Genomic DNA, 20,660 nt, shown 5'->3' with positions numbered 1-20,660 from the left:
GACTCAGCCTGTGCCGGCCTTGTAGCCGACGCCACGGACGGTGAGGATGATCTCCGGCTTCTCCGGGTCCGGCTCGATCTTGGCGCGCAGCCGCTGGACGTGCACGTTGACCAGGCGGGTGTCGGCGGCGTGCCGGTAGCCCCAGACCTGCTCGAGCAGCACCTCGCGGGTGAACACCTGGCGCGGCTTGCGGGCCAGGGCCACCAGCAGGTCGAACTCGAGCGGGGTCAGCTTGACCTCCTCGCCGTCGCGCATCACGGTGTGCGCGGGCACGTCTATGGTGATCTGGTTGCCGGGCGGCCCGATGGTCAGCATCTCCGGGGCGACGTCCTCACCGCGGCGCAGCCGGGCCCGCATGCGCGCGACCAGCTCCTTCGGCTTGAACGGCTTCATGACGTAGTCGTCGGCGCCGGACTCGAGGCCGAGCACGACGTCGACCGTGTCGCTCTTGGCGGTGAGCATCACGATCGGCACGCCGGACTCGGCGCGGATGGACCGGCACACGTCGATGCCGCTCATCCCCGGCAGCATCAGGTCGAGCAGGACGATGTCGGGCCGGCTGTCCCGGAACGCACCGAGGGCACGCTCGCCGTCCGCGACGAAGGAGGGGAGGAAGCCTTCGCTGCGCAGGACGATGCCGAGCATCTCGGCAAGGGCGGGGTCGTCGTCGACCACCAGGACTCGGGCTCTCATGCGGTCCAATATTTCACCTCGACGCCCGAAGATGGGAACCCGATGCCCGATCTTGGTGACTTTCCGGCTTTGCGGTAGGGCGGACAGCCCAGTTCGCGCCTTCCGACTACGGTGTCCGCGTGGAGCAGTCCAGCCCCGTCATCCCCCTGCGTCCGCTCACGTTCGGTGAGCTGCTCGACGCGGCGGTGCAGCTGCTGCGGATCAATGCCCGATTGCTCCTGATCGTCGCGTTCGTGCTGGCACTGTGCGAGCAGGCGGTGCTGTTTCCGTTGCGCTCCGCAGCCGGGGTGGACGGCACGACCGACGTGTTCAGCAGCGACGACGGCGGGCTCTGGTGGCTGGTCTTCTGCTGCGGCCTGACCACCGAGGGTATCGTCCTGGCCCTGCTCGGCGGGCTGACCGGCGCCGCCGCCGGGCCGGCCCTCCTCGGCGCCCCGGTGCCGGCCCGTGACCTGCTGCGCCAGTGGGGACGCCGGGCGCCCGCGCTGATCGTCCTGGCGGTGGCCGTCGGCCTGATCCTGCTGCCGAGCGCGATCGTGGCGCTGCCCTGGTTCTACTTCTTCGGCGCGATCGGCCTGGCCGCGCCCGCCCTCGCGGTCGACCGGGTCGGCCCCGGCGCGGCCCTGGCCCGCTCGTTCAACCTCGCCCCGGTCGGTTTGCGCGGGGTGGCGATCCGGCTGGGCAGCTACGGCGGCTGGGCGGCGATCCGGGTGGCCATCGGCTGGGGCACCGGCGCGCTGCTGGCGACCGTGCTGCCCAGCGACGCGCTGCTCAGCCAGGTCACGACCGTGGCGGTGTGGATCCTGGCCAACACCGTCGTCTACGCCGCGCTCGCCTGCCTCGACGCGGTGCTCTACCTGGAGTGCCGGATGCGGATCGAGGGCCTGGACGTCGCCGTCGGCCGCTCCCGGCGGCTCGGCCGGCCCGTCGACCTGGCCCAGGCCGCCGTGCTCGGCGCGGTGAAGCGATGACCCGCACCTGGGCCGAGTTCCTGGAGGTGCTGTCCTCCCGGATCGGGCTGCCGCTGCTGGTGCTCGTCCTGCTGCTGGCCTCGATCCTCGTCGGCGTGCTGCACTACACCTATCCGCGCTGGATCCCGGCCCGCTTCCCCAGGCTGCGGCGCCGCCGCAAATCGGCGAAGAAGCCGGAGAAGCCGGTCGCGCCGGAGCCGGTCGAGCTCACCGAGGCGGACCTCGCCGGCGACGAGCTGCCCGACGTGCCGGCCGCGGTGTTCCTGACGCTCGCCGACCGGCTCGCCGCGGAGGGGCGCTACGCCGAGGCGGTCCGGGAACGGCTCCGGGCGATCGTGCGCGGCCTGGTCGAGCGGCGCGCGGTCGAGGTCCTGCCGGGCATGACCGTCACCGAGGTGGCGCGGGCCGCGGCGGTGGTGGCACCGGGCGTCGAGCCGCCGTTGCGCGGCGCGACCGGGATCTTCTCCGACATCTGGTACGGGCAGCTTCCCGCCACCGCCGAGCACGACACCCTGATGCGGCAGTACGCGGCGGAGGTCGACGCATGAAGAAACCGCGCTCGTGGCGGTGGCTGCGGCTCGCCGTCCCGCCCGCCACCGTCCTGCTCGTCCTGCTGACCGGCCTGGTGCTGTTCGAGCTGGAGCAGCCGGACGAGGACGACCCCGCCTACCTGTCGCCGGCGAGCACGGCCGCCATCGGCGCCAGCACCCTGGCCGACGGTGTGCGGGCGGCCGGGGTGAAGATCGCCCGGGTCGGCGGCACCGCCGACGCCTTCCTCCCCGAGAACCGCGGCGACGTCACGATCCTGCTCACCACCCCGCAGTTCGTCCACCCGGAGTACCTGCGGCGGCTGGCGCTGCTGTCGTCCGCGACCCGGGTCGTGGTTGTCGAGCCGAGCCGGGAGACCCTGCTGCGCGGCCAGGTGCCCATCGAAGGCACCGACCGGGCCCTCGCCAGCGGGGTGAGCGCGCCCGGCTGCGACTACCGGCCGGCGACGGACGCCGGCCGGGCGGGGGTGCGCCGGACCCGGTACGGGCCGGTCAACCAGGCCGGCGAGGCGCAGCTCGCCCGCTGCTACGACGACTCGCTCGTGGTGTTGAGCCGGGGCTGGACGACGATGGCGGTCGTCGGCTCCGCGGACCCGTTCCGCAACGACCGGATCGGCGAGTTCGGCAACGCGAAGCTCGCCGTCGGCCTGCTGACCGAGCGGCCGCTGCTGGTCTGGGTCGACCTGCACCACCGGGAGGCACCGCCGAAGCCGGAGGAGAACCCGTACCAGGGCGGACCGACGCGGCAGCCCACCAGCACCGCCGGGCCGACACAGACCGCCGGCCCGGACCGCCCCAGCGGCACCCCCAGCGGCGGGCGGACCACGCCGCAGCGGCCGAGCGCGCCGCCGCAGACCCCCTCGCCACAGCAGTCCGAACGCCAGAACCCGCTGTGGCATGCCTTCCCGGCATGGACCTACGTCGTCGCCGTGCTGCTCGCCGTGGCGTTCCTGCTGTACGCCCTCGCCCGGGCGCGCAGAATGGGCGGGCCGGTGGTGGAGCCGCTGCCCGTCGTGGTCCGCGCCGGCGAGACGGTCACCGGCCGCGGCCGGCTCTACCAGCGGGCCAGGGCGCGCGAGGAGTCCCTGACGACGCTGCGGTCCGCCGCGCTGAGCAGGATGGCGCGGCTGCTGCGGCTGGAGCCCGGCACCCACCGGGAGACGATCGTCACCGCGGTCGCCGCGTCGAGCGGCTGGCCCCAGCACACCGTCAGGGACACGCTCTTCGGCGCGCCGCCCGAGGACGACGGCTCGCTGGTCATCGCGGCCATCCAGCTGGAGGCCCTGGTCGAGGCCGTCACCACCGAACAACCCGACGCAGAAGGAGCCCGACGGTGACCGACACCGCTATCCCGCTGGCCAAGCAGGCGCCCGAGCCGGCCGGGGACCCGCAGCAGGCCCGCGCCGCCCTCGGCCGGCTGCGCGCCGAGGTCGGCAAGGTCGTCGTCGGCCAGGACGCCGTGGTGTCCGGCATGGTGATCGCGCTCCTGGCCCGCGGGCACGTGCTCCTGGAGGGCGTGCCGGGCGTGGCGAAGACGCTGCTCGTGCGCACCGTCGCCGCCGCGCTGGACCTGGACACGAAGCGGGTCCAGTTCACCCCGGACCTGATGCCCGGCGACGTCACCGGGTCGCTGATCTTCGACGCGCGTTCCGCCGAGTTCCAGTTCCGGGAAGGACCGGTCTTCACCAACCTGTTGCTCGCCGACGAGATCAACCGGACCCCGCCGAAGACCCAGGCGTCGCTGCTGGAGGTCATGGAGGAGCGCCAGGTCTCCGTCGAGGGCCGGGCCCGCCCGCTGCCGGACCCGTTCCTGGTCGCCGCGACGCAGAACCCGATCGAGTACGAGGGCACCTACCCGCTGCCGGAGGCGCAGCTGGACCGGTTCCTGCTGAAGCTGACCGTGCCGCTGCCGACCCGGGACGAGGAGCTCGGCGTGCTGCGCGCCCACCACCAGGGCTTCGACCCGCGCCGGCTGCGCGACGCCGGGGTGCGCGCGGTCGCGACCGCGGCCGACCTCGCCGCCGCCCGCGCCGCGGTGCAGCAGGTCTCCGTCGCCGACGGCGTCCTCGCCTACGTGGTCGACCTCTGCCGCGCGACCCGGGTGTCGCCGTCGCTGGAGCTCGGCGCCTCGCCGCGGGGCGCGACGGCGCTGCTCGCCGCGGCGAAGGCCTGGTCGTGGCTGACCGGCCGCGACTACGTCACCCCGGACGACGTGAAGGCCCTCGCCCGGCCGACGCTGCGGCACCGGGTGCGGCTGCGGGCCGAGGCGGAGCTGGAGGGCGTGACCGCCGACGCGGTCCTCGACTCCGTCCTGGCCACCGTGCCGACCCCCCGATGACCCGCCGGACCGGCGGGGTGCGCGCGTGATCACCTGGCGACCGGCGGCGATCGTCGCCGCCGGCACGGTCCTGCTCGCGCTGATCGGCATCGTCCTCGGCGACACGGTGAGCGGCGGCTGGCTGTGGCTCGGCGCGGCGATCCTGGTCACCGCGGTCGCGATCCTGTGCGCCGTGGACGTCCTCGGCGCCGCGCCGCCGCGGGCGATGACCCTCTCCCGCACCGGCCACCAGTCCCTGTGGCTGGGCGACACCGGCAGCGTCGAGCTGGTCGTCCGCAACGGCTCGGACCGGCCGTTCATCGGAAGGGTCCGCGACGCGTGGGTGCCGTCCGCCGGCGCGTACCCGACCGAGCAGGAGGTACGCGTCGACCCCGGCCGGGCGGTCCGGGTGACGACCACGCTGACCCCGACCCGGCGCGGGGACCGCCCGGCCGTCCGGGTCACGCTGCGGGCCTATGGTCCGTTGCGGCTGGCCTACCGGCAGACGACCCGCCGGGCCGCGGAGGCCATGACACCACCGTGGCGGCTGCGGGTGTACCCGGCGTTCGCCTCCCGCCGGATCCTGCCGGAGAAGGTCGCCCGCCTGCGCATCCTGGACGGTTCGGTGGTGACCCGCGGCCGCGGCCAGGGCACCGAGTTCGACACGCTGCGCGAGTACGTGATCGGCGACGACGTCCGCTCCATCGACTGGCGGGGCAGCGCCCGCCGCTCCGACGTGGTGGTGCGCACCTGGCGGCCGGAGCGCGACCGGCGGCTGGTCTGCGTCCTGGACACGGGCCGGACGTCGGCGGCCCGGATCGGCGACGAACCGCGACTCGACGCGGCCATGGACGCCGCACTGCTGCTCGCCTCCGTCGCGGCCCGCGCGGACGACCGGGTCGACCTGCTCGCCGTCGACACCACGGTCCGCGCTTCGGTGACCAACGTCGACAAGCGCACCCTGCTCTGGCGGCTCGTCACCGCGATGGCGCCGCTGGAGCCGGCCCTGGTCGAGACGGACTTCGGCCTGGTCGCCGGCGAGGTCCTGCGCCGGGAACGCAAACGCGCGCTGGTGGTGCTGTTCACCGCGCTGGAGCCGGGCGCGCTCGGCGACGGCCTGCTGCCGGTCCTGCCGCAGCTCGCCGCCAAGCACAAGATCGTCGTCGCGGCGGTGCACGATCCGGCGCTGAGCCGGCTCGCCCAGGTGCGGCCGGACGCGGGCCCGGACGAGGTCTACGCCGCCGCCTCCGCCCAGCGCACCCTCGCCGAACGCGAGCGGGTCGCCGCCGCGCTGCGCCACCACGGCGTGGAGGTGGTCGACGCCCCGGCCGACGTGTTCGCGTCCCGGGTCACCGACCACTACCTCGCCCTGAAGTCCACCGGCAGGCTCTGAACCCCTGCCGCCCTCAGGCCGTCGGCACCGCGGCTTCGGTCAGCTCCTCCGGCAGGTCGGTCGACTCGCCCTGGACCTCCGCGGCGCGGCCCAGGATCACCACGTAGGCGAGGAACGCCAGCCACACCACAGCACCGATCACGTCCTTGACCAGCATCGGCAACGCCGACGGGGTCAGGAAGCCCTCCAGGAGGCCGCTGATCAGCAGCACCACGACGAGGCCGAGCGCGACCAGCATCCCCTCCCGGGCCGCCTCCACGAGCGCCCGGCCGCGGGTCCGCAGCGGGCCGGGCGCGATCCACGCCCAGCCGATGCGCAGCCCGACACCGGCACCGACGAAGACCGCGGTCAGCTCCAGCAGGCCATGCGGGATGATCATGCCGAAGAAGACGTCGCCGCTCCCGTAGGCGATCATCACGCCGCCGGTCATCCCGACGTTGAACGCGTTGTAGAACAGCACGAACACCACCGGCAGGATGAGCACACCACCGGCCAGGCACTCGGCGGTCAGCACCGCGTTGTTGGTCCACACGCGCAGGGTCTGGTTCTGCGACGCGTACTGGCTGTAGTAGCCGACGAAGTCGCTCTGGATCATCCTGGTGATCGTCGCGTCGTCCATGAACTGGTCGGCGACGTCGGGATTCGCCACGACGTAACCCATGATGCCGAACGCGATCAGACTGAACGACATCGCCACGCCCGACCACCACGGCCAGGCCCGGTAGACCGCGAGCGGGAACCCGGCCGTGAAGAAGTGCCCCACCCGGCTCCAGGAGAACGCGGGCGCGCCCGTGATGGCGTTGCGGGCCGCGAGCACCAGCCGGGACAGGCGGGCGACCAGCGCCGGGTCGGGAGAGCGGCTGCGCACGACCGACAGATGTGTGGCGGCCCGCTGGTAGAGCGCGACCAGCTCGTCCGCCTCGGCGGCCGTCACCCGCCGACGCCGGGAAAGCTGATCCAGCCGCCGCCATTCCGCGGCGTGCTCCGCGACGTATGCGTCCAGGTCCACGACGGCAGCGTAGACGGCGCGGGCACCCGCCGGGTGCACCCTGTGTAGGACACTGTTGCCCATGAGCATCGCCACGGCCCCGGAGAGCCCAGGAGACCGCCTGGTCAGCGGCGAGGCCGTCGAGCTCGACGTGCGCGTCGCCCGGCTCGGCTCCCGGGCGCTCGCCCTCATCATCGACGCGTTCGGGCAGGCCGTCCTGTTCATCGTGCTGGTCATGCTGGCGACGATGTTCCAGATCGTGACCAGCACCGCCGGCCTCTTCGACGACGGCCTCGGTCAGGCGATCTTCACGATCATCCTGGTGATCACCGTGCTGGGCTACCCCACCTTCTTCGAGACCGTCCTGCGCGGCCGCACCCCCGGCAAGGCCGCGATGGGCCTGCGCGTGGTCCGCGACGACGGCGGCCCGGTCCGCTTCCGGCACTCCTTCACCCGCGCCCTGGTCGGCATGGCCCTGGAGTGGCCCGGCCTGCTGCTGCCGGTCGTCACGTGGGTCGCGAGCCTCGGCACGATGCTGGTCGGCCGCAGCGGCAAGCGCCTCGGCGACTGGGCCGCCGGCACGATCGTCATCCACGAGCGGACCCCGGCGAGCTGGGGCTGGGTGCCGGCGATGCCGCCGCCGCTGCGGAACTGGGCTCGGCGGCTGGACCTGACCGGTCTCGACGACAGCCTGGCCCTCGCCGTCCGGCACTTCCTGGCCCGCAACCGCGAGATCACCGAGCCGTCCCGCACCGCCCTGGGCCGGGCCCTCGCCCGCGAGGTCGCCATGTGCACGACCCCGCCACCGCCACCGGAGGCACCGGGCTGGGCGTATCTCGCGGCCGTCATCGCCGAGCGGAACCGGCGGGCAACCGTCCAGCTGGTCAAGGCACGGGCGGCGTCGGCCAGCGTGTGGCCGGGGCTGACCGCGGCGGGCGGCCCGCAGCTCGTCGGGCCGTTCGAGCAGGCGGTCCCGCGCCCCTCCGACCCGCTGCGCCCCGCGGTGCCGTACTAAGGCGCCACGAGGTCCCGGCCGGTCCGAGACGTGTCGAGGGCGGACAGGCCGCGGCCCCGGCCTGTTCGCGCAGGACCGGGGCCGGGCGGAGGACGCCTAGACCAGTTTGACGGCCTCGGCGTAGTGACAGGCGCTGCGGTGACCCTGGCCGCGGTCGGTCAGGGCCGGCACCTCGTTGATGCACAGTTCGCGTTCGGGTCCGCTGAGTTGTTCGGCGAACTTCGGGCAGCGGGTCCGGAAGCGGCAACCGCTCGGCGGGCTCACCGGGCTGGGCACGTCGCCGGTGAGCAGGATCCGTTGCCGGACTCGCTCCTTGCGCGGGTCCGGCAGTGGAATCGCCGAGATCAGCGCCTGCGTGTACGGGTGGGACGCCTTCGTGAACAGGTCCTCCACGGTTGCCGTCTCGACGATGCGGCCGAGGTACATGACCGCGACGCGGTGGGCGATGTGCCGGACCACGGACAGGTCGTGGGAGACGAAGAGGTAGGACAGGCCGAGCTCGTGTTGCAGGTCCTCGAGGAGGTTGATGACGCCGGCCTGGATGGAGACGTCCAGGGCGGACACCGGTTCGTCGAGGACCAGGACCTTCGGGCGCAGCGCGAGGGCCCGGGCGATGCCGATGCGCTGGCGCTGTCCGCCGGAGAACTCGTGCGGGTAGCGGTTGCCGTGCTCGGAGTTGAGGCCGACCGTCGACATCAGCTCGCGTACCTTCGCCGCGCCGCCACCGGAGAACAGGCCGTGGATCCGGAGCGGCTCGGCGATGATCTCGAAGACGGTCATGCGCGGGTCCAGGGACGCGAACGGGTCCTGGAACACGATCTGCAGGTCGCGGCGCAGCGGCCGCATCTGCGACCGGGACAGCTGGGCCAGGTCCTTGCCCGCGTAATGGATCTCGCCGCTGGTCGGGCGGATCAGGTTGAGCAGCAGCCGGGCCGTGGTCGACTTGCCGCAGCCGGACTCGCCGACCAGGCCGAGGGTCTCGGTGGCACCGATGTCGAAGGAGACGTCGCAGACGGCGTGCACCTCGCCGATCCGCCGGCGCAGGATGCCCCTGGAGCGGACCGGGAAGTGCTTGACCAGGTTGCGGGCGGAGATGACCGTCCCGGTCGCGGCCGGTTTCGAGGTGTCGATGGTCATGAGGCGTCCTCGGATGTGTCTGCGGCAAGGCGCGTGTCGGCGACGGGGCGCGTGTCGGCGATCAGGTCCGTGTCCGCGACCAGGTCCGTGTCCGCGACCAGGTCCGTGTCGGCCACCGCGACCTCCTCGGTGTCCACGTCGACGGAGGTCACCGCGAAGACATCGGTGGCCTGGGTGTCGACGAGCTGGGTGCTGAAGTGGCAGGCCGCGGTGTGCTGGCCGCCGGCGTCGACCGTGACCAGGTCGGGTTCGACCTCGTCGCAGATGTCCTGGGCGAGCGGGCAGCGGGGGCGGAACGGGCAGCCGGGCGGCAGGTTGAGCAGCGACGGCGGGGTGCCGACGATCGGGGTGAGCCGGGCGTCGCGGCCCTCGTCGACGCGCGGCAGGCTGCCGAGCAGGCCGAGGGCGTAGGGCATCCGCGGGCGGTAGAAGATGTCGTCGACGGTGCCCGACTCGACCAGCTTGCCGGCGTACATGACGCAGACCCGGTCGGCGTGTCCGGCGATGACGCCGAGGTCGTGCGTGATGAGCACCAGTGCGGCGCCGATCTCGGTGCGGGCCGCCTCGAGGGCCTCCAGGACCTGCGCCTGGACGGTGACGTCGAGCGCGGTGGTCGGCTCGTCGGCGATCATGACCTCGGGGTTGTTGGCCATCGCGATGGCGATGACGACCCGCTGGCGCATGCCGCCGGACATCTCGTGCGGGTAGTTGTTGACCCGCTGCTCCGGAAACGGGATGCCGACGACCTTGAGCAGGTCGACCGCCCGCTCCCAGGCGGCCCGCTTGCTGACGTCGTGGTGCACCAGGACGGCCTCGGCGATCTGCTTGCCGATGGGGTAGACCGGGTTGAGCGAGGTCAGCGGGTCCTGGAAGATCATCGCCAGGTGCTTGCCGCGGATCTTGCTCATCTCGCGGTCGTTCTTGCCCAGCAGCTCCTCGCCGCGGAAGCGGGCCGAGCCGGTGATCTTCGCGGAGCCTGGCAGCAGGCCCATGAGCGCCAGCGACGTGACCGACTTGCCGGAGCCCGACTCGCCGACGATGCCCAGCGTCTCTCCGCGCCGAAGGGTGTAGGACACCCCGCGGACCGCCTTGACCAGGCCGTCCTCGGTGGGGAACGAGACGGAGAGGTTGTCGACCTCCAGGACGGTGTCCGTCGCGGTGGATCGGGCGTTCAGTTCGATGGTCATCGGCGCACCAGTGTCTGTCGGGGGTCGAACGCGTCGCGCATGCCGTCACCGATGAAGTTGACGGTCAGCGCGATGAGGATGATGAACAGGCCCGGGAAGTAGAACAGCCACGGCTGGTCCTGCACGGAGAGCTTGGCGTCGTTGATGAGCAGGCCCAGGGAGGTGTCCGGGCGCTGCACGCCGAAGCCGATGAAGGACAGCGCGGTCTCGGCGAGGATCGTGGTCGCGATCGTCACCGTCGCCGCGACGATGATCGTGCCGAGCGCGTTGGGCAGCAGGTGCCGCACGATGATGCGCAGGTCGCTGGCGCCCATCGCCTTGGCCGCCTCGACGAACTCCTGCTCGCGCAGGGAGAGCACGACGCCGCGGACCACCCGGGAGATGCCGGCCCAGGCCAGGAACGACAGCACGAGGGCGAGGCCCCACCAGCTGGCGCCGCCCTGGAGGTTGACCGACAGGGTCACCGCGATGGCGATGCTCGGCAGGGTGAGGACCACGTCGGCGATGCGCATGAGCAGGCCGTCGGCCCAGCCGCGGTAGAAGCCGGCGATCGCGCCCCACAGCGAGCCGAACGTGGTGGCGATCAGGGCGACCAGCAGCGAGATCTTCAGTGACTGCTGGGTGCCGCGCATGCTCTGGCCGAGCAGGTCGTGGCCGGCCTGGTCGGTGCCGAGCGGATACTCCGCCGAGGGCGGGGAGAAGCTGGGGCCGTCGATGTAGGCGTAGTCGTACTTCCACAGCAGCGGACCGACGAACGCGAACAGGACGATGAGCAGGAACAGCACGAGGCTGCCGACGGCGAGGCGGTGCCGCAGGAAGCGGCGGAGCACGAGCTCCAGCTGGCTGCGTTGGCGCGTGGTGAGGACGGGGGTGGCCACGGGGGCCTTGGTGACCAGTGAGTTACTCATAACGGATCCTCGGGTCCAGCACCGCATAGAGGAGGTCGGCGACGATGTTGAAGACGATCACCACGATGCCGGAGACGAGCAGCCAGGCCAGCAATGAGTTGACGTCCCGCCGGGTGACGGATTCCAGCAGGTAGACACCCATGCCGGACCAGTTGAAGACGGTCTCGGTGATCACCGCGCCGCCGAAGATCCCGCCGATGTCGACGGCCGTGATCGTGGCGAGGGGGATCAGCGCGGTGCGCAGGGCGTGGCGGACCATCACCTGGCGGCTGCGCAGTCCCTTGGATCGGGCCAGCCGCACGTAGTCGCTGTTGAGGACCTCCAGCATCGCGCTGCGCTGATACCGGCTCCAGGCCGCGTACGTGATCAACGTCAGCGAGATGGTGGGCAGGACCATGTGGCCCGCGATATCGGTGATCTTGCCCCACGTGTCGAAGCTGTCGTGGTTGTAGTCCTGGTCGCCGAGTGTGTAGAAGACCTGGGAGCCGGTGCTCTGGTTGTACGCGACGCCGGCCTCCTTGAGCAGCAGCGCGAGCCAGAACGACGGGATCGACAGGGCGAGGAAGCCGACGAAGGTGAACCCGTAGTCGACCTTGCTGTACTGCTTGACGGCGCTCAGCACGCCGGAGATCACGGCGAGGAGGACGGCCAGCAGCATGGCCACGAAGACCAGCCGCAGCGTGACCCACAGCCGGTCGCCGATCTGGTCGCCGATGTTGAGCGTCTTCTCGGTGGACTGCCCGAAGTCGCCGTGCAGGACGAGGTCGCCCAACCAGTTGACGTACCGCTGGACGAGGGGCTTGTCGAGCCCGAGCCGGTGGGCCTCGAGCTGTCGGGTCTCGAGCGGGACCGGTGGGTTCCGCGCTTCCATGTCGTCGATCGGGTTGCCCGACAGCGAGGCGATGACGAACACGAATATCGAGGCGGCGATGAGCACCGGAATTCCGATCAGGAGCCGGCGCACCGCATAGGCGATCATGAGTTTCCTCCGCTTATTGGCAGGTGCGGGAGGACCCCGGACGCACGCGGCGTCCGGGGTCCCCGTAGATCCGGTGCGTCAGGCCGCTTTCTGGCCCCACTCCTGGATGTTGTACGTCGGGCTCCACTGCGTCGCGTTGTCCCGGACGTTGACGTAGTCCGAGTAGGTGAACGTCAGCGTGGGCTTCTGCGCGATCGGCAGGACGTAGGCTTCCTTCGACATGAGCTCGTCGCCCTGGTTGATCAGGTCGGCGGCCTTCTTCGGGTCGAGCGAGCGGGCGCCGTCGTTGGTCAGCTTGTCAACCTCGGCGTTGGAGTAGCTGCCGTAGTTGCCGCCGTTGCCGGTGACCCAGTTCTGCTCGGCCGCACCCTGGTAGAGCGGGCTGCCGACCCAGGCGAAGATGATCATGTCGTAGTCGGCGGTCGAGAGCGTCTTGCCCAGCGTCTCGGTGACCTCGATCTTGATGTCCAGACCGATGTTCTTCAGCGCCGCCTGGACCAGCTCGCCGGTGGTGGCGCGCAGCTGGTTGCCCTTGGTGTGACGGAAGCGCAGCGTCGGCACGGCCTCGCCGGTCTTCGTGATGAGCTTGCCGCCCTCGATCTTGTAGCCGGCGTCGGTCAGGATCTTCTTGGCCTTCTCGACGTCACCGGAGCCCTGGCCCGTCGGGGACACGACGTCCTTGTAGTTCGGGTCGCCCGGGAAGAAGTTGTGGCTGCCGAGCGGCTTCGCGGCCTTGTCGAACACGCCGTAGGTCTTGTCGATGACCGACTTGACGTTGATCGCGGTGAAGATCGCCTGGCGCAGCGCGACGTCGGCCAGGTACTTGTTCTTCAGGTTCAGGTCCAGGTGCTCCCACTGGTACCCGTGACCGATGCGGTAGATCACGCCGGGGGTCTCAGCCGCGCCGTTCACCAGAGCCGCGTTCGGCTGCGGCGACATGCCGGTGATCTCCTTGTTCTTCAGGGCCGGGATGACGCTGCCCTGGTCGATGATGAACTTGAAGACGACCTTGTCCAGCGACGGCTTGACCTTGCCGTACCACTTGTCGTTCTTCTTCAGCACCAGCGACTGGTCCTTGTTGAACGTGTCGATCACCAGCGGGCCACCGGACCAGGTCGGCACGGTCTCGCTGAACCAGTTGGCGGCGCTGTTGACGCCCTCCGGCTTGTTCAGGTCGAAGCCCTGCTTGGTCGCGAGGTGGGCCGGGTACAGACCGTCGGTGGAGTACAGGCCCTTCCAGTCGGCGTAGGTCTTGCCGTCCTCGAAGGTCACCGTCACCGTCTTGCCGTTGTCCGACCCGACGATGGTCTTGATCAGGTCGTAGCCGGAGGTGCTGGCCGGGGTGCACTCGGAGCAGTGCTCCTTCTTACCGGAGTTCTGCTTCCAGGCAAGAATGAAGTCGTCGGCGCTGATGGCCGTGCCGTCGTTCCACACCGCGTCCGGCTTGATCTTGTAGACCACGGTCTGCGGGTTCTGGTTCGTCAGCTCGGCCGAGGCCAGGAGGTCTGAGTTGAGCTGCAGCGTGCCGCTCGGGTCGGACTTGAAGACCTGAGGGATGACGCCCGACAGCGCCTGCGCCGCGACGAGCGTGTTGCCCTCTTCGGTGTTGATGTTCCAGCTGGTGAAGCTCTGCTCGAGGCCGAAGATGTATTCACCGCCCGGCTTGGTGTTGCCGCTGTTGCAGGTGTTCGGGCTCTTCTCGCAATCGGCGAAGCCGGCGTTGGACGTCGGCGTCTCCTTGTTGCTGTCACTCCCGCCACCGCAGGCGGTCAACGTGAGCAGCGAAGCCGCCGCGACCGCGATGAGGCCGGTAAGCCCCTTCGATCTCGTGCGCATGTCTCCTCCAGTCAGGAACGACAGCCCTGGCCACGATGGAGTCCGCGGTCGCGGGCACGACCGTGGGCCAACCGGGCTGCGTTGTGGTGCCTAAAGGAAACGACGCGAGGGGCTACCTGCATAGAGGATGTAGAGATTCGTAACTGTCCCGTTATGCGGACTGTTGCCTGACCATTTGCCCAACGAAATGGACGTTCCGAAGTCCTTTTGTTACAGATGGTGAAAGTAGATCTTGCCGACTTGCGCCCGAAATATCCGAGAAACACACGTTCAAATGTGTCGAATCTACGCGAAGAGTGCCCGACCCCAGTAGTCGTCGGCGGCACGGATGCCCGGAGGGCAGGCGAACAAACCACTTGACACATGGCGGATGTACTCGTTCAGAGTGTCCTGTCGCGAAAGCCGAGTTTGTACGGGCACGAACTGTTTCCGCGGGTCACGCTGATACGCGATGAAGAACAGCCCGGCGTCGAGGCGGCCGAGCCCGTCCGAGCCATCGACGAAGTTGTAGCCGCGGCGCAGCAGCCTGGCGCCGTCGTTGGCGTCCGGGTGCGAGAGTCGCACGTGCGCGTCCGCCGCGATGAGCGGCTCCCCGTCGGCGCCCTTCGCGTCGAACTTCGGCAGGTCGAACTCCGCCTTCCCACCGTGCGGCGCGCCCTCGCCCTTGCTCCGGCCGATGATCGCCTCCTGCTCGCCGAGCGAGGTGCGGTCCCAGGTCTCGATGAGCATACGGATCTTGCGGGTGACGACGTAGGAGCCACCCGTCATCCACTCCGCGCCGTCACCCTGCTGCACCCACAGCTGCTCCTTGAGCAACTGGGTGTCCTCGGCCTTCAGGTTGGCGGTGCCGTCCTTGAAACCGAACAGGTTCCGGGCGGTCACCTGGCCACGGGAGGTCGACGAGGTGCGCCCGAAGCCCAACTGCGTCCAGCGGACGCTGACCACCCCGAAGCCGATGCGGGCGAGGTTGCGCACCGCGTGCACGGCGACCTGCGGGTCGTGCGCGCACGCCTGGATGCAGATGTCACCGCCGGAGATCTCCGGCTTGAGCGTGTCCTTGGCGAAGCGGGGCAGGTCCGCCAGGGCGGCCGGGCGCCGGTCCGCGATGCCGAAGCGGTCCTTGCCCTCCGCGGTGCGGAACAGCGTCGCCCCGAACCCGATCGTCAGCGTCAGCCCCGACGGCGGCAGGCCGATCGCCTCACCGGTGTCGTCGGGCGCGGCCTCCTGGGTCCCGTTGACCGCGCCGATGCTGCCGGCGTCGCGGCCGGCCGTCATCCGCGCGGCCGCCATGGTCCACTTCTCCAGCAGGTCGAGCAGCTCCGCCTTCTTGTCGGTGATGACGTCGAAGGCGACGAAGTGCAGACGGTCCTGCGCCGGGGTGACGATCCCGGCCTGGTGCTCGCCGTAGAACGGGATCGCCGCACCCGCGTCCGCGGCCTGCGCCGGGTGGGTGGCGCCGTCGATCAGCGTGGCACCGGCGACGCCCGCGGCCGCGGCGCCGATGGCACCCGCGCCGGCGAGGCCGAGCATCTTGCGGCGATCCATCTCTCGTCCCTTCGTTGACGGCCCCGGCCTTTCGGTGAAAGGCCGGGACCGGGGGTGCTACTTGGACGCGACCAGCGGGGCGACCTTGCTGATCGGCTCGGCGAGGGCGTTGATCGAGTCGGCGAGGGCCTTCAGGTCGGCCTCGGACAGCTCGTTGTGGAACTTCCAGCCGTCGCCGTTGCGGTGCTTGTCGAGCTCGGCCTGGGCGGCGGCGAACTTGTCCTCGAGCGTCTTGGCCAGTGCGGCGTCCTTCTCCTCGATCACCGGGCGGAGCGCGGCGATCGCGGCGCGGGAGCCTTCGAGGTTGGCCGCGAAGTCCCACAGGTCCGTGTGCGAGAAGGTGTCCTCCTCACCGGTGATCTTGCCGGTGGCGACCTCGTCGAGCAGTTCCTTGGCACCGTTGGCCAGGTTCAGCGGGGACAGCTGCACCGTGTTGGCCTTGTCGACGATCGTCTTGACGTCGGCGAGCAGCTTGTCGGCGGTCGGGCCGGACTTGCTGACGTCCTTGGTGACCCAGAGGTCCTTCTCGATCTTGTGGAAGCCGGTCCATTCCTGGCCCGCCTCCAGATCCGCCTCGCGGGCGTCGATGGCCGGGTCGAGGTCGCCGAAGCTCTCCGCGACCGGCTCGATGCGCTCCCAGTACGTGCGGGCGATCGGGAAGAGCGTCTTGGCCTTCTCGATGTCGCCGCCCTTGACCGCGGTGACGAACTCGGTGGTCTTGTCGATCAGCGCGCCGGTCTGGCTCTTCACGTAGCGCTGGTAGTCCTGCGTCGCCTGGGCGAGCTTCGCGTCGTCGGTGAGCGGCTTGGCGTCGCCGGTGGCCTTGAACCCGCCGCGGATGCCCTTGCCGCTCATGCCGGGCTTGCAGGCCGTCTCGTAGGTGCCGGCAGGCAGCTCGACGATGAGCTCGCGGCTCAGGCCGGGTGCCACGTTCTCGACCTCGCCCATGATCCGGTCGCCGGTCGCGTAGACATAGAACTCGGTGACCTTGGCGCCCTTGTTGCTGATCGTGAACGTCACCGGGCCGGACGTGGTCTCGGTCTTCTCGACCTTGCACTCCGTGTCGGTCGCCGTGACGGCGATCTTGCTGGTGCCGGCGGCGCCCGGCGTGGTCGCGTCGTCCTTGCTGTCGCCGCAGCCGGCGAGGGTCAGCGCAGCGGCCGTGCCCGCACTCACCGCGATCAGGGCTGATGTACGCATGGTTCTCCTACGAAAAGGGGGGAAGGGTGCGTTTACGCGGAGGTAGCGGCGCCGGCCGGTTCGGCGGCCGGCTTCGGGTCCTTCTTGAGCAGGGGCAGCAGGAACAGGACCAGGACCGGGATTCCGTAACCGAGCCACGCGACGGTCTCCAGGACCGTCGGCTGCGGCGTGATGTTGAACATGCCGCGGAGCAGCTCGGCGTACCACGCGTCCGGCGGCAGCACCCCCGTCACGTCGTATGCGTGCGTGTTGATGCCCGGCAGGACGCCGCTCTCCTGCAGGTCGTGCACCCCGTACTTGAAGATCCCGGCGGCGACGAGCACGAGCAGCGCGCCGGTCCAGGTGAAGAAGCGGGTCAGGTTGATGCGGACCGCACTGGCGTAGAGCAGCCAGCCGAGCACCACCGCGGTGAGCAGGCCGAGACTGATGCCGATCAGCGGCTCCGCGGAGTCCTTCGTGCCCTGCGCTGCCGCGTAGAACAGGATCGAGGTCTCCAGGCCCTCACGGACCACGGCGAGGAAGGCCATGCCGGCGATCGCCCACGCGCCGACCTGGATCGCCTCTTCGAGCCGGCCGCGCAGCTCGGCGGCCATCCGGCGGGCCATGCGGCGCATCCAGAAGATCATCCAGGTGACGAAGATGACAGCGGCGAACGAGGCGCACGCCTCGAACAGCTCCTGCTGCTCGAAGGTCAGCGTTGCCGCGCCGGCCTCGAGGAGGGCGGCGAAGCCGACGGACAGCAGCACGGCCGCGGCGACGCCGGCCCACACGAACTTCAACAAGTGCCCGCGGTCGCTCTTGACCAGGAAGGCGACCAGGATCGAGACCACCAAGGTGATTTCGAGGCCTTCGCGGAGGCCGATCAGGTAGATGGCGGTCATCGGTCGCTCCGCAGGTTAGCCGAACCTTACTTAGGTCAGCTTTACCTTAACGGCTGGGCCAGGAGTTCTACAAGTTGTAGAAGTGCACAGCGAAAGGGCCCTGTCGCGGATGCGACAGGGCCCTTCCAACCGGATCTCAGTAGCGGTAGTGGTCCGTCTTGTAGGGACCCTCCACCGGGATGCCGAGGTACTCGGCCTGCTTCTTGGTCAGCTCGGTGAGCTTGACGCCGAGGGCGTCCAGGTGCAGCCGGGCGACCTTCTCGTCGAGGTGCTTCGCCAGCGTGTAGACGCCGACCGGGTACTCCTCGAGCTTGGTGAACAGTTCGATCTGCGCGATGACCTGGTTGCTGAAGCTGTTGGACATCACGAAGCTCGGGTGACCGGTCGCGTTGCCCAGGTTGAGCAGGCGGCCCTCCGACAGCACGATGATCGAGTGGCCGTCGTCGAACTTCCACTCGTCGACCTGCGGCTTGATGACGATCCGCTTGACGTCGGAGCGCTTGGCCAGGCCGGCCATGTCGATCTCGTTGTCGAAGTGGCCGATGTTGCCGACGATCGCCTGGTGCTTCATCTGCGCCATGTGATCCGCGGTGAGCACGTCCAGGCAGCCGGTCGCGGTGATGAAGATGTCCGCAGTGGAGACGACATCCTCGATCGTGGCGACCTGGTAGCCGTCCATGGCGGCCTGCAGCGCGCAGATCGGGTCGACCTCGGTCACGATGACCCGGGCGCCCTGGCCGCGCAGCGACTCCGCGCAGCCCTTGCCGACGTCGCCGTAGCCGAACACGACCGCGACCTTGCCGCCGATCAGCACGTCGGTGGCCCGGTTGATGCCGTCGATGAGCGAGTGGCGGCAGCCGTACTTGTTGTCGAACTTCGACTTGGTGACCGAGTCGTTGACGTTGATCGCCGGGAAGAGCAGCTTGCCCTGCTGGTGCATCTCGTAGAGACGGTGCACGCCGGTCGTGGTCTCCTCGGTGACGCCCTTGATGCCGGCGGCGACCTTGGTCCAGCGACCCTTGTCCTCGGCGAGGGAGGTGTGCAGCAGGCCGAGGATGACCGCGTACTCCTCCGAGTCGGCGGTGTCCACCGCCGGGACCGCGCCGAGGCCCTCGAACTCGGCACCCTTGTGCACGAGCAGCGTGGCGTCACCGCCGTCGTCGAGGATCATGTTGGGCGCCTCGCCGTCCGGCCACAGCAGGATCTGCTCGGTGCACCACCAGTACTCCTCCAGGGTCTCGCCCTTCCAGGCGTAGACCGGGATGCCGGACGGGTTCTCCGGCGTGCCCTCCGGGCCGACCGCGATGGCGGCGGCCGCGTGGTCCTGGGTCGAGAAGATGTTGCAGCTGGCCCAGCGCACCTGCGCGCCGAGCGCCGCGAGGGTCTCGATCAGCACCGCGGTCTGGATCGTCATGTGCAGCGAACCGGTGATCCGCGCGCCCCGCAGTGGCTGCGACGCGGCGAACTCACGGCGGATCGCCATCAGACCGGGCATCTCGTGCTCGGCGAGCTGGATCTCCTTGCGCCCGAAGGCCGCCAGGGAAAGATCGGCCACCTTGAAGTCGCCCTCGGCGACGGTCTTCGGGCGGTCCGCCTGGCTGGTCCGCGGCGGCAACGTGCTGGTCATGCAGTCTCCTGGTCTGTGGGCCGGATCTGGATGTGGGCCCGACGCGGACCGCGCTGATCGACCAGACGCGGCCAGGGCCCACAAGCGGCGCGACCTCTCACGGTACGCGGCAGCACGTGAGGGACGCTCACCGCCCTTGGACAGCGTAGAGGGCGGTGAGATTGCTCTCACCGCCCCCTACTTCCCCCCGGTTTGGTTCCCCCGCGTGGGGCCCGAACTCAATGTCGAACCCTGCGTAGTCAGAACACTACCGTGTGCAGTCGCGATGTCAAGACGAATCCGGACAAGTCCCCCGCGTTTCGGTTGCGGTTTACGGGGTCGCGGCCTGGAAGACGTCACCCTCGCCACTCACCGCGAGCTCGCCGCGCGTGGCCGGGGCGAACGCGGCCTGCCCCGCCTCGAGCGTGACCGGCACCACGCCGTCGTCGACGCGCACCGCGCCCCGCACGCAGAGCACGATCCGCGGCCCACCGCCCGGCAGCCGGACCGCCGCCGCACCCCGGGGGTCGACGACCGCCCGGTGCAGGGTGAAGTCCGGCACCGGCACCGGCCACGTGACGAGGCCTGACGCGAGGTCCACGGGCCGGGTGACCGGGTCGTCGAGCACCTCGAAGCGCAGCACCCGCAGCAGCTCGTCGACGTCCACGGGCTTCGGGGTGAGGCCGCCGCGCAGCACGTTGTCCGACGCCGCCATGATCTCCACACCGACGCCGCGCAGGTAGGCGTGCAGGTTGCCGGCGGGCATCCAGACCGCCTCGCCCGGCCGCAGGGTGATCCGGTTGAGCAGCATCGCGACGATGACCCCGGGATCGCCCGGATAGCGCTCGGCCAGCTCGGCGGCCAGGCTCGTGCCGGGGCTCGCCGCCACCACCTCGTCGACCAGCCGCGGGTCGGGCTTGCCGAGCAGGCCGCGCACCGCGTCGTGCAGCGCGGCCGCCGGGTCGGCCTGGCGCAGCGCGCCGATCGTCTCCTCGAGCCCGGGCACGCCGAGCGCGGCGAGGTCGGCGGCCGTGACGGCCGGGTCACGGAAGCCGCACAGCGCGTCGAAGTCGGTGAGCGCCACCAGCATCTCCGGCTTGTGCCACGCGTCCACGTAGGACGGGTGGCCGGCCGCGTGCGCCTCCCGGGCCTGCGCGAGGGTCGGATGCGCCTGCAGCGACAGCGGCTGGGCGGCCGCGAGGATCTTCAGCAGGAACGGCAGCCGGGGCCCGAACCGCTCGACGCCCGACCCGCCCAGCAGCCCGACCGGGTCGGCGGCGATCGCGTCGACCAGGGACGTGCCGCTGACCGCCAGCCGGGACGGGCTGGCCGGGTGCGCGCCCATCCACAGCTCCGCCTCCGGCTCGGCCGTCGGCGCCGGGCGCCCTTGCAGGGCGGCGATCGCGGTCGTCGACCCCCACGCGTACTTGCGGATCGGGCTGTCGAGCAGTTCCAC

18 protein-coding genes are annotated in these 20,660 nt (G+C 70.4%); 6 read left to right on the top strand and 12 right to left on the bottom strand.

Annotation, left to right across the window (positions count from 1 at the left end):
- Positions 1–3 precede the first annotated feature (3 nt).
- Positions 4–693 (bottom strand): MtrAB system response regulator MtrA, encoded by a 690-nt coding sequence (mtrA, locus tag Dsi01nite_RS07890; RefSeq protein WP_203845362.1) that lies wholly within the window; start codon positions 691–693, stop codon positions 4–6.
- Between the two features lie 119 nt (positions 694–812).
- Here mtrA and Dsi01nite_RS07885 point away from each other — a divergent pair, with 119 nt between their 5' ends.
- From Dsi01nite_RS07885 to Dsi01nite_RS07865, 5 genes are read left to right on the top strand one after another with little or no spacing between them, the layout of a single operon-like run.
- On the top strand, positions 813–1,664 hold the full coding sequence (locus tag Dsi01nite_RS07885) for a hypothetical protein (RefSeq protein ID WP_203845361.1): 852 nt from the start codon (positions 813–815) through the stop codon (positions 1,662–1,664).
- Entirely contained in the window at positions 1,661–2,212 is a 552-nt protein-coding gene (locus tag Dsi01nite_RS07880; protein ID WP_203845360.1) for a DUF4129 domain-containing protein, read from the top strand. The genes Dsi01nite_RS07885 and Dsi01nite_RS07880 overlap by 4 nt, the downstream gene beginning before the upstream one ends.
- Complete coding sequence (locus Dsi01nite_RS07875) at positions 2,209–3,549, top strand: DUF4350 domain-containing protein (protein ID WP_203845359.1); 1,341 nt, start codon at positions 2,209–2,211, stop codon at positions 3,547–3,549. The genes Dsi01nite_RS07880 and Dsi01nite_RS07875 overlap by 4 nt, the downstream gene beginning before the upstream one ends.
- A gap of 17 nt (positions 3,550–3,566) precedes the next feature.
- Positions 3,567–4,550: an AAA family ATPase gene (locus Dsi01nite_RS07870; protein WP_203845389.1), complete on the top strand. Its 984-nt coding sequence runs from the start codon at positions 3,567–3,569 to the stop codon at positions 4,548–4,550.
- Positions 4,551–4,575: 25 nt separating this feature from the next.
- Positions 4,576–5,922, top strand: a complete 1,347-nt coding sequence (locus Dsi01nite_RS07865; RefSeq protein ID WP_308442023.1) for a DUF58 domain-containing protein — start codon at positions 4,576–4,578, stop codon at positions 5,920–5,922.
- Between the two features lie 13 nt (positions 5,923–5,935).
- On the opposite strand, the gene Dsi01nite_RS07860 is transcribed toward Dsi01nite_RS07865, so the two are convergent.
- Positions 5,936–6,931, bottom strand: coding sequence for a stage II sporulation protein M (locus tag Dsi01nite_RS07860; protein WP_203845358.1), 996 nt, complete (start codon positions 6,929–6,931; stop codon positions 5,936–5,938).
- 61 nt (positions 6,932–6,992) lie between these two features.
- Here Dsi01nite_RS07860 and Dsi01nite_RS07855 point away from each other — a divergent pair, with 61 nt between their 5' ends.
- Complete coding sequence (locus Dsi01nite_RS07855) at positions 6,993–7,925, top strand: RDD family protein (protein ID WP_203845357.1); 933 nt, start codon at positions 6,993–6,995, stop codon at positions 7,923–7,925.
- 96 nt (positions 7,926–8,021) lie between these two features.
- Here Dsi01nite_RS07855 and Dsi01nite_RS07850 read toward each other — a convergent pair whose 3' ends face one another.
- The 10 genes from Dsi01nite_RS07850 to manA all read right to left on the bottom strand — a co-directional run bounded on the left by Dsi01nite_RS07850 (position 8,022) and on the right by manA (position 20,660).
- Positions 8,022–9,062 (bottom strand): ABC transporter ATP-binding protein, encoded by a 1,041-nt coding sequence (locus tag Dsi01nite_RS07850; RefSeq protein WP_203845356.1) that lies wholly within the window; start codon positions 9,060–9,062, stop codon positions 8,022–8,024.
- Positions 9,059–10,249: an ABC transporter ATP-binding protein gene (locus Dsi01nite_RS07845; RefSeq protein WP_203845355.1), complete on the bottom strand. Its 1,191-nt coding sequence runs from the start codon at positions 10,247–10,249 to the stop codon at positions 9,059–9,061. Before Dsi01nite_RS07845 ends, Dsi01nite_RS07850 begins: the two co-directional genes overlap by 4 nt.
- Positions 10,246–11,157, bottom strand: a complete 912-nt coding sequence (locus Dsi01nite_RS07840) for an ABC transporter permease (protein ID WP_203845354.1) — start codon at positions 11,155–11,157, stop codon at positions 10,246–10,248. The genes Dsi01nite_RS07845 and Dsi01nite_RS07840 overlap by 4 nt, the downstream gene beginning before the upstream one ends.
- Positions 11,150–12,136 (bottom strand): ABC transporter permease, encoded by a 987-nt coding sequence (locus Dsi01nite_RS07835; protein WP_203845353.1) that lies wholly within the window; start codon positions 12,134–12,136, stop codon positions 11,150–11,152. Before Dsi01nite_RS07835 ends, Dsi01nite_RS07840 begins: the two co-directional genes overlap by 8 nt.
- A gap of 78 nt (positions 12,137–12,214) precedes the next feature.
- The gene (locus Dsi01nite_RS07830; protein ID WP_203845352.1) at positions 12,215–13,972 is read right to left on the bottom strand and encodes an ABC transporter family substrate-binding protein; all 1,758 of its coding nucleotides are present in this window, start codon (positions 13,970–13,972) and stop codon (positions 12,215–12,217) included.
- A 285-nt stretch (positions 13,973–14,257) separates the two neighbouring features.
- Positions 14,258–15,517, bottom strand: coding sequence for an iron uptake transporter deferrochelatase/peroxidase subunit (efeB, locus tag Dsi01nite_RS07825; protein ID WP_203845351.1), 1,260 nt, complete (start codon positions 15,515–15,517; stop codon positions 14,258–14,260).
- Between the two features lie 57 nt (positions 15,518–15,574).
- On the bottom strand, positions 15,575–16,717 hold the full coding sequence (efeO, locus tag Dsi01nite_RS07820; RefSeq protein WP_203845350.1) for an iron uptake system protein EfeO: 1,143 nt from the start codon (positions 16,715–16,717) through the stop codon (positions 15,575–15,577).
- Between the two features lie 32 nt (positions 16,718–16,749).
- Positions 16,750–17,598: an iron uptake transporter permease EfeU gene (efeU, locus tag Dsi01nite_RS07815; RefSeq protein ID WP_203845349.1), complete on the bottom strand. Its 849-nt coding sequence runs from the start codon at positions 17,596–17,598 to the stop codon at positions 16,750–16,752.
- A 136-nt stretch (positions 17,599–17,734) separates the two neighbouring features.
- A complete protein-coding gene (gene ahcY / locus Dsi01nite_RS07810) occupies positions 17,735–19,225 on the bottom strand; it encodes an adenosylhomocysteinase (RefSeq protein WP_203845348.1) in 1,491 nt (496 codons plus the stop codon).
- 310 nt (positions 19,226–19,535) lie between these two features.
- On the bottom strand, positions 19,536–20,660 hold the full coding sequence (gene manA / locus Dsi01nite_RS07805; RefSeq protein WP_203845347.1) for a mannose-6-phosphate isomerase, class I: 1,125 nt from the start codon (positions 20,658–20,660) through the stop codon (positions 19,536–19,538).

This window comes from Dactylosporangium siamense (assembly GCF_016862795.1).
Lineage (GTDB): Bacteria > Actinomycetota > Actinomycetes > Mycobacteriales > Micromonosporaceae > Dactylosporangium > Dactylosporangium siamense.
Note: the sequence above shows the minus strand (reverse complement) of the source record. Positions and strands in the feature narration are given on the sequence as shown.